This window comes from Candidatus Nitrosotalea sp. FS, from assembly GCF_011319475.1.
Classification (GTDB): Archaea; Thermoproteota; Nitrososphaeria; order Nitrososphaerales; family Nitrosopumilaceae; genus Nitrosotalea.
Genome location: NZ_RCMC01000059.1, coordinates 1 through 7,715, shown reverse-complemented (window position 1 = coordinate 7,715; position 7,715 = coordinate 1). Strand labels below are relative to the sequence as shown.

General features: G+C 37.6%; 9 protein-coding genes. 6 read left to right on the top strand and 3 right to left on the bottom strand.

All coding sequences use genetic code 11. The features are described 5' to 3' along the window. Window positions 1-268 precede the first annotated feature (268 nt). Window positions 269-454, top strand: coding sequence for a hypothetical protein (locus tag DYY66_RS02875; protein WP_166286055.1), 186 nt, complete (start codon window positions 269-271; stop codon window positions 452-454). A 122-nt stretch (window positions 455-576) separates the two neighbouring features. On the opposite strand, the gene DYY66_RS02870 is transcribed toward DYY66_RS02875, so the two are convergent. Then, window positions 577-1,278 (bottom strand): hypothetical protein, encoded by a 702-nt coding sequence (locus DYY66_RS02870; RefSeq protein WP_166286053.1) that lies wholly within the window; start codon window positions 1,276-1,278, stop codon window positions 577-579. Window positions 1,279-1,560: 282 nt separating this feature from the next. Here DYY66_RS02870 and DYY66_RS02865 point away from each other — a divergent pair, with 282 nt between their 5' ends. After that, window positions 1,561-2,844 carry an FAD-binding oxidoreductase gene (locus tag DYY66_RS02865; RefSeq protein WP_166286051.1) on the top strand — a complete coding sequence of 428 codons (1,284 nt, stop codon included), beginning with the start codon at window positions 1,561-1,563 and terminating at the stop codon, window positions 2,842-2,844. 54 nt (window positions 2,845-2,898) lie between these two features. Here DYY66_RS02865 and DYY66_RS02860 read toward each other — a convergent pair whose 3' ends face one another. After that, the gene (locus tag DYY66_RS02860) at window positions 2,899-3,126 is read right to left on the bottom strand and encodes an Lrp/AsnC ligand binding domain-containing protein (protein WP_166286049.1); all 228 of its coding nucleotides are present in this window, start codon (window positions 3,124-3,126) and stop codon (window positions 2,899-2,901) included. An 87-nt stretch (window positions 3,127-3,213) separates the two neighbouring features. On the opposite strand from DYY66_RS02860, the gene DYY66_RS02855 reads away from it, so the two are divergent. The 4 genes from DYY66_RS02855 (at window position 3,214) to DYY66_RS02840 (ending at window position 6,820) form a co-directional block, all read left to right on the top strand. Beyond that, on the top strand, window positions 3,214-3,678 hold the full coding sequence (locus DYY66_RS02855; RefSeq protein ID WP_166286047.1) for an SRPBCC family protein: 465 nt from the start codon (window positions 3,214-3,216) through the stop codon (window positions 3,676-3,678). Further along, the gene (locus DYY66_RS02850; protein ID WP_166286045.1) at window positions 3,675-4,643 is read left to right on the top strand and encodes a transcription initiation factor IIB family protein; all 969 of its coding nucleotides are present in this window, start codon (window positions 3,675-3,677) and stop codon (window positions 4,641-4,643) included. Before DYY66_RS02855 ends, DYY66_RS02850 begins: the two co-directional genes overlap by 4 nt. Before the next feature lie 372 nt (window positions 4,644-5,015). Then, on the top strand, window positions 5,016-5,456 hold the full coding sequence (locus DYY66_RS02845) for a hypothetical protein (protein WP_166286043.1): 441 nt from the start codon (window positions 5,016-5,018) through the stop codon (window positions 5,454-5,456). Between the two features lie 134 nt (window positions 5,457-5,590). Beyond that, entirely contained in the window at window positions 5,591-6,820 is a 1,230-nt protein-coding gene (locus DYY66_RS02840; RefSeq protein ID WP_166286041.1) for a cation:proton antiporter, read from the top strand. A gap of 150 nt (window positions 6,821-6,970) precedes the next feature. On the opposite strand, the gene DYY66_RS02835 is transcribed toward DYY66_RS02840, so the two are convergent. Then, window positions 6,971-7,558, bottom strand: a complete 588-nt coding sequence (locus DYY66_RS02835) for a hypothetical protein (RefSeq protein ID WP_166286039.1) — start codon at window positions 7,556-7,558, stop codon at window positions 6,971-6,973. Between the last annotated feature and the right edge of the window lie 157 nt (window positions 7,559-7,715).

Below are 7,715 nucleotides of genomic sequence, written 5' to 3'. Positions count from 1 at the left end.
TACCATTATTTATGGGATGAAATACGCAGTATTGTGTAGACACTTGTAAGATTAGGTAAAAGGATGTTAAACTGGTTGTGAAATCAATTAGTGAGTCTTGAATTGTTTCAGAATACACTTTGAAAATAATGGCCATGATTGTTTTACAAGAAAATTATTTTGAAATGTCCTTTGTTGTAATCTAATGAGATTATCCTTATTGTGCAATCTAAGACATATTTTTATTTGATTATGGTAATTACTAGACAAGAAATGGTGTACATGTGTAATGGATTATTGGATTTATCCACTACTTCTTAGTCTAATTGGAGGTCCAGCTGCATTAATTTTTAGACATTGGTATGGGAAAAAGGAAGATACGCCGAGCAAATTTAAAGATGCAGGTACATATGTGCGAGATGATTCGTTATACTCTTATGATGATAAAGAAAACAACACAACCTCGTCTGAATAACCTCATTATAAAATCAGAATATCTCAGTCTTTCATTGATATGTGCAAGTGCTTTTTCAGCACCTGATTCTGTTATGAAAGTGAAGTAGATGTGCCCACCTGACTCGGATTTTTCATTTATCCTCAGTCTGATGGAATAAAATAATTCCTTATTGCATGCAAAAGTGATTTATCTGATTGTATTATGTATTCAGGATAACAATCTAGCATAATTCCATTGTCAATATTGTGAAAATGCCAGTCATTACATTTTGTGTTTAACTCAAACTTGGTATTATCAAATTTCCAATCAAAACCATTTACAATTTTTTTATTTGGATACCAGTGACCTCTCATTAACGTGATGGTATTTTTGTTATAATCTACTTTTACTTGAGCAAAAAGTGCATTTGGGTAAAGATAAATGACATGTACGTGATGTGTAATGGCATCAAACTCTTTTTTTGTAACGTATTCATTGTGAAGCAGGATTACTACATCATATTTTTTTAAAATATCGGGGTTTTTGTCTATGTCAATATCGTCAATATGACTATAATTCTGCTGTAAAAGTACATTGCTTGATGCTCCTCCTGTTACATAAGATCCGTTGAATTTGTTTGGAATGGGAACTGTCAAGCATTTTTTGTCACATTTTCCAAAATAATACGAGTAAAATCCATTATTTCCATATGCAGCTTGTGTGAAGATCGGTTGTATTACTACTGTTGTCTTGACTCTTCTGATGTTTGTAACATTACCTTTCTCTGAAAGAGCTATTGCTGATGGAGCTAGGGATCTTTGATAAAGCAGTGAACCAAAACTTGCAAGTATAATAAAGAGCATCAGAGATGATAGTATGAATCTGAAATGCAATGTTTGTTTCTTCCACATATCTTCGTGTAAAATTAAGAGATGATTTTATTTAAAGTTGAATTAACTTTGTTAAATTAAATCTAAATTTGTTGAAAAGAAATCATGATTCAACTAGATGCATGTTTAGAATGTGTGATTTTTTTGATTTATGTTAAAATGAAAATCAACACCACATAGAAATAGTATCAACCATAGTAATTGCAATACAAGTCAAGACATATGATCTTACAAAATTGGTGGTTTACTACCTTGTTGGGAATAAAAGAACCTATCAGGCCGCCTTTACGGGGTCACATAAAGACAGATGTACTAATAGTTGGTGCAGGTGTTGCAGGTCTATCTGCTGCACTATGTCTAATTGGATCTGGAAAAAAAGTGGTACTTGTTGACAAGAATATTTGCGGTGGTAGCTCTACTGGAAAAAGTGCGGGTTTTCTAACTCCTGACAGCGAACTTGAACTGTCTCAACTACTGCGAAAATATGGCATCAATGGTGCTAGGGATCTGTGGGGAGTTGCAGCAAAAGGGGTGGAAATAATGGTTGACAATATACAAAAACACAGGATAGAGTGCGATCTTCAAGTGCAAGACTGTTTATTTCTTGGAAAAGGTGCAAGTGGATGGAAAGATGTACAAGAAGAGGTAGAGTCGCGCAAGAAACTTGGCTATTCCAGTACAATATACGAAGAATCTGAGGTACCTTCTGTAATTGGGTCGCATGTCTATTCCGGGGCAATTCGTTATTCTGGGACATACGGGGTAAATCCTCTCTTATATGCACAAGGAATCAAGCAGGTGCTTTTGGACAATGGCACTGAAATTTTTGAGTCATCTGAAGTGCTCTCTTGGGAAGGTCACACCGTTCATACCCATCTTGGCTCTGTCACTGCAGACAAGATAATATTTTGCATCGACAAGCCCAAGCCCGAGATTACAAAATATAACCAAAGCGTGTATCATGCGCAGACATTTCTTTCAATCAGCGAGCCGCTAGGTGATGAAGATATTGCAAAACTTTTTCCGCAAGGACCGATGCAATGTTGGGACTCGGATCTTATCTACACATATTTTCGACTCACTGGAACAAAGCGACTACTTGTAGGTGGAGGGGATATGATCACAACCTATGCAAAAAATGATACCACAACACCACGTGTAATAGATCATGTCATACATGAATTAAAAGAAAAAATCCCATCAATTCGACCTCTTAGGTTTACCCAATACTGGCAGGGACGAATTGACATGACTCGAGACCTTGTTCCAACTGTACTAATTGACCCCGAACGCCCATGGACTCATTTTGTCCTTGGATGTGTTGGGCTGCCTTGGGGCACATTTTGTGGAAATTTTGTTGCACAAAATGTTCTTGATGATCAAGCTCTTGACTATGAAAAGTATTATAGATATTTTTCACCAAACAGAAAATTTGTAATTCCGTTATGGATGGAAAGCATTTTTGGAAAAAGACTTGTCTTTACAATAAACAATGCCTGGGCAAAATACAGGCAAAGAGATGCATCAGCCAAATCGTGACAATCTAGAACGTATTCCTTCTGCAACTGTTAATGCAAATCTGAATTGTTTTGGTTATTCTGTTTGTAATGCAAGTACACTCTGAACTGGTCTTAGGCCTAGTATATTCGTGCGTATTGTTTCATTTAGCTCCTTTTCTGTTTTTGTTTCGATCTTTGCAACTATGTCATATACTCCATGTGTTGCCTGGACCTCCTTGACATTCTGCAATTTTTGCAAAGACTTGACAATTTGTTGTTCCTTTCCAAGATCACAGTTTATGAGCACAAATGTTTCTCTCACGTGTTATCTCTGTAACCATTGTATTTCAATACCGATGATTGCAGTGTGTACTAGCTAGAATTTAACTCAAGTTTGGCAAATCACTTCATGATCCGAATCATTTCAAAAATAATGATAAATGCTTCCATTAAAAAAGTCTGGAGCGTAATATCTGGAATTGAAAGAGATCCTTATTTTTGGAAAGGAATGGTACGGGTTAGAAACATATCGCGAAATGCAAATGTGTTTACGCGTGAGGTAACGCTTAGCAATTCTGACAAATGTTACCAAAAAGTTATCCTGTTTCCAATGGAGGGAATTCACATCAAGTGGACTAGGGGTATATTGATTGGAATAAAAGACATTTTGATAACGCCGATTGGAAACCAGACACTTCTTGAAGTTGAGATGAACTATACTCTCAAGGGTATTGCACAAATCCGTTCTAGACACATCTCGGAAGAATTACGAAATGAATCTGAATTGGCATTGCAGCTGATAAAAGAAGACATTGAGAAGATTCAGCCTTTCCCAACCCAAGAAAGAAAACAGTGGGCGGACCTGATTCCATGAGCAAGCGCAAGCAGATCCTTGTAAAACAGGATCTAGATCATGTCACAAATTTATCCATGAAAACAAACGAGGTCTTTCTAACATGCACTACTGATGGGTGCAAAAAACTGTCTGTAATCACTGATAATGTTTCAGGCGAGACACTTTGCAGTTCATGCGGTCAGGTCTTGGAGGAAAAAGCAACTGAAATTTTTCCATCATACGGATATGATCCTGTAGATTATGCATCAAAGAAAAACACCGGTTCTGCCAACTCCCTGACAATGTTTGACATGAATATGACCACTATAATATCAAATAGGGATGCTGGGGGGAAATTTCTCTCTGGTACTGCAAGAAATGAATTTTATCGCCTAAAGATACTTAACGCTAGAAGTACTGTTGCTTCAAAAAACAAGACACTACGGTCTGCACTGTTATTTCTTAACATGCTTCAGATGAAACTTGGCATACCTGACGCTGTGGCAGAAAATTCTGCACATCTGTATAGAAAAGCTATCAAGGCAAAATTGACTATAGGGAGAAAATCAAAGAACATCATGTGTGCATGCATTTATGCATCTTGTAAGCAAAATGGCGTACCAAGAACACTCTATGAGATATCACACACAAGCAACATTGGAAGAAAAGAGATTACGCGAACTTATCGAAGCTTGGTAGAAGAATTGAATTTGTCAGTAAACCCGTTTAACTGCAAAGACTTTCTTACGCAAATTGCAACTGAGGCGCAAATTAGTGAAAAATCCAGAAGACATGCACTAGAGATACTGTGCACCACTGAGGATGCAGGCTTGACACATGGGAAAAGTCCAAAAGCGTTAGCCGCTGCATCACTGTATCTTGCATGTGTCCTTAATGCAGAACACAAGTCACAGTCTGTGATAACAAAGGCGTCGGGTGTGACATCTACTACTGTACGAGCAAGATATTATGATCTCAAAAAATTCTTTCTTGAAACAACATAATCCTTGTAAAATGATCTGCAAAAAAATTTAGATAGTTTCTACCTATGTCTTTTCCATGCTGTAAATGTTCCAACTGCTGACATTAATGCACTCACTGCAGCCATTGTGATCCATGCATACATTTCTCCTGTTGGGTTTGGTACCATCTGCATACTGTATGTTGATGACTGATTTTATTAAAAGCACGATTAACATGGTTAACCCAAATTTATTAACATCCACAATATGATGTGTGAAATCAATACAATCTTAAAAGCTCAACGGTATATACTAGAAAGAGTGAGCTCAAACACTAAAAAAACTTCCACCATTACCTTTCGGTTAGATGAAAATACAATCAAGCGATTGCGCAATGAATCCGGAAATAGGCAAGTGAGTACAAATACACTTGTAAATCAGGCACTAAAGCAGTTTCTGGATTGGGGCATGTACGAGTCTACAGTTGGCTTTGTAATGATAAACAAGCAAGTCTTCATTCATGTCTTTGGAAAACTCAGTCAAAAAGAGATAATCCGCGTTGCCACACGCGTTGGTAAGGACGAGGTAAAGAACATGGCCTTGTTTATGAGGGGCAAAATGGACATCCAGTCATTTTTGTCATGGTTTGAGCTTCGAATGATAAACTCGTCTGTTCAAGTAAGTCATATCCATGAAGACGAGAATTTTCATAGGTATGTAATGAAACATGAACTGGGAAAAAACTGGTCTGTGTATCACAAGACAATCCTAGAATTGATCTTCGAAGAGGTGTTTGATAGAAAAATTGATGTACAAATTGACAAGACTATGATATCATTTGAATTTTCTGAATAGTTAATGTAAAATGAAAGTGTTTTTTATTATTTTTTCAGCAATAGGAGTAGTTTGTCATCAAACTTTTCCATTTTTNATTTCTATAAATTAATAACATACGACAGAATTTTATCATATCAGTTTTTAGAAATTTTGTGATAAACGAGATAATTGTCTTTTCCGCCGCCGCAGGAATCATATTTTTGGGATTTGCAGGAGAGATCTTTTTTAAAAAAACAGGAATCTCGTACTATTTGTTTTTGATTTCAGTTGGAATCATACTCGGGCCAGTCTTCAATGTATTTCCACGAGAGCCTCTGATTCCAGTTCTTGGTCTGTTTGCAAGTTTTACGCTCATCATGATCTTATTTTACAGTGGCATGGATATGAGGATAAAAGAAGTCATCAGGGGAAGTCCAAGGACAGTAGTCCAAGTGACAATCTATGTGGTATCAAGCATATTTTTGATTGGTTTTTCACTTCACTTTATTTTAAAATGGGATCTGCTCCAGTCACTAATATTTGGCTCAATGGTTGGTGGAGAGACAGCATCAGTCGTTGTCATTCCGTTGTCAAGGTCACTCAGACTTGGCCAAAATACCATAACATTTCTAACACTAGAATCAATTTTGAATTCAATTTACTCAATTGTGTTTTACGAAGCCTTTGTGAGCCTGTACAAGACTGGCACCAGCAACTGGACACTACCACTGATCACAATTGGAACCAGTTTTTCAATTGGGATTGCAGTAGGAATTGGCTTGTCCATTGTCTGGATGTTTGTACTAAGATACGTTAGAAATTTCAAGTATACATACGTCCTATCTCTTGGACTATTGTTTGTCACATATGCCATAACCGAAGTCTTGCATGGAAGCGGACTAGTGGCAGTGCTCATCTTTGGCTTATTTTTGGGTAGCTCAAAGGTCATCTTGTCCCGCCTTGGCCAAAAATTTGACCTTGCAGACATGAACGAGCAGTTCTACAAGTTTCAGGGCGAGATATCATTTCTCATGGAGACATTCTTTTTTGTATTCCTGGGTCTTGTGTTTGTGATTACACCATCTACCATTTTGTCAAACCTCGTGCTTGGGTTGCTTGTAATTGGAATCTTGCTTGTCTTTAGATTCATTGCGACAAAGGCATCTACAATAAAATCAGAGCTACGCAAGGATCAGCTTGCAATATTTATCATCTGTGCACAGGGAGTTGTTCCTGCCACGTTATCAATTGCTGCACTAAACGACGGCATTCCACTTGCAAATACATTTGTCAGCATTGCAGTATATGTGATCATACTTTCAAACATTGTGACAACAGCAGGTTCTATCTTGGTTGCAAGAAAAAATAGGACATCAGTTTCAGATGACAAAAAACTCGCTTGAATGACATCATTATAAATGACTTGGATAAAATAATACTCTCTGTAACATAGTGATACCTTTGATGGGTATTTCGATTTTAGTTCAAAACCCGTACTATTATTCTGGTGATATTGTGAACATATAAAAAAATAAAAAAGAGGAACCTAAAGCCTAATTTTGTCCTGGTGGTCCGCAGTGAATGTGGTTTGTGTCGCCAAAGCCGTTACCAGGATAACAAGTATAGGAAACTGTTACAGAGAATCCTTTGGAGTTATCTCCATAAAAGTTGTCGTTGTATCCCAGCATTAATGGGCCAGACTGACCTGTTATAGTAGATGAGGTACCTAGCTGAAAGAAAGATCCTGAACCTGCTTGACCAATTAAGCTAAATGCTGTCAAGCCTGGAGCTAGGAAATTTGATGCTGCTGTACCCGATCCTACGTATCCACATGAATTATCTGGTGCACTTATGCCTGCACCACTACCACTTGCGTCTGCAGCTGCACTACAACCGCCTCCTCCATCACCAGTTGCCCAGACTCCATCACCGGTGACAGTGACTGTGTATGAACCAGTAGGAACCAGATTGATTCCTGTATTAACAAGTCCTGATCCTCCAAATGAGGGCAGAGTTGCACTCTGTGCAGAGACAAAGAAGGTTTGAGTGACTGTGTTTGGACCGTGAGCCGCGCCTGATGTTGCAAACACCATGTTTGGCGATACAACAGTCAGGACAAGAACGATCCCAATGATAGTCATTGCGATAATTTTATTTGTCATTGTTAAAGCGTTGCTCTGTTAGTATTTTAACATGATCAATATCTATCCAGTACACATTAATGGATTTTGGAAATTGGTTTAACATCCGCTCTTTAAAACTGATATAGATTCATATCTTAACATTCTTCTATTTCAT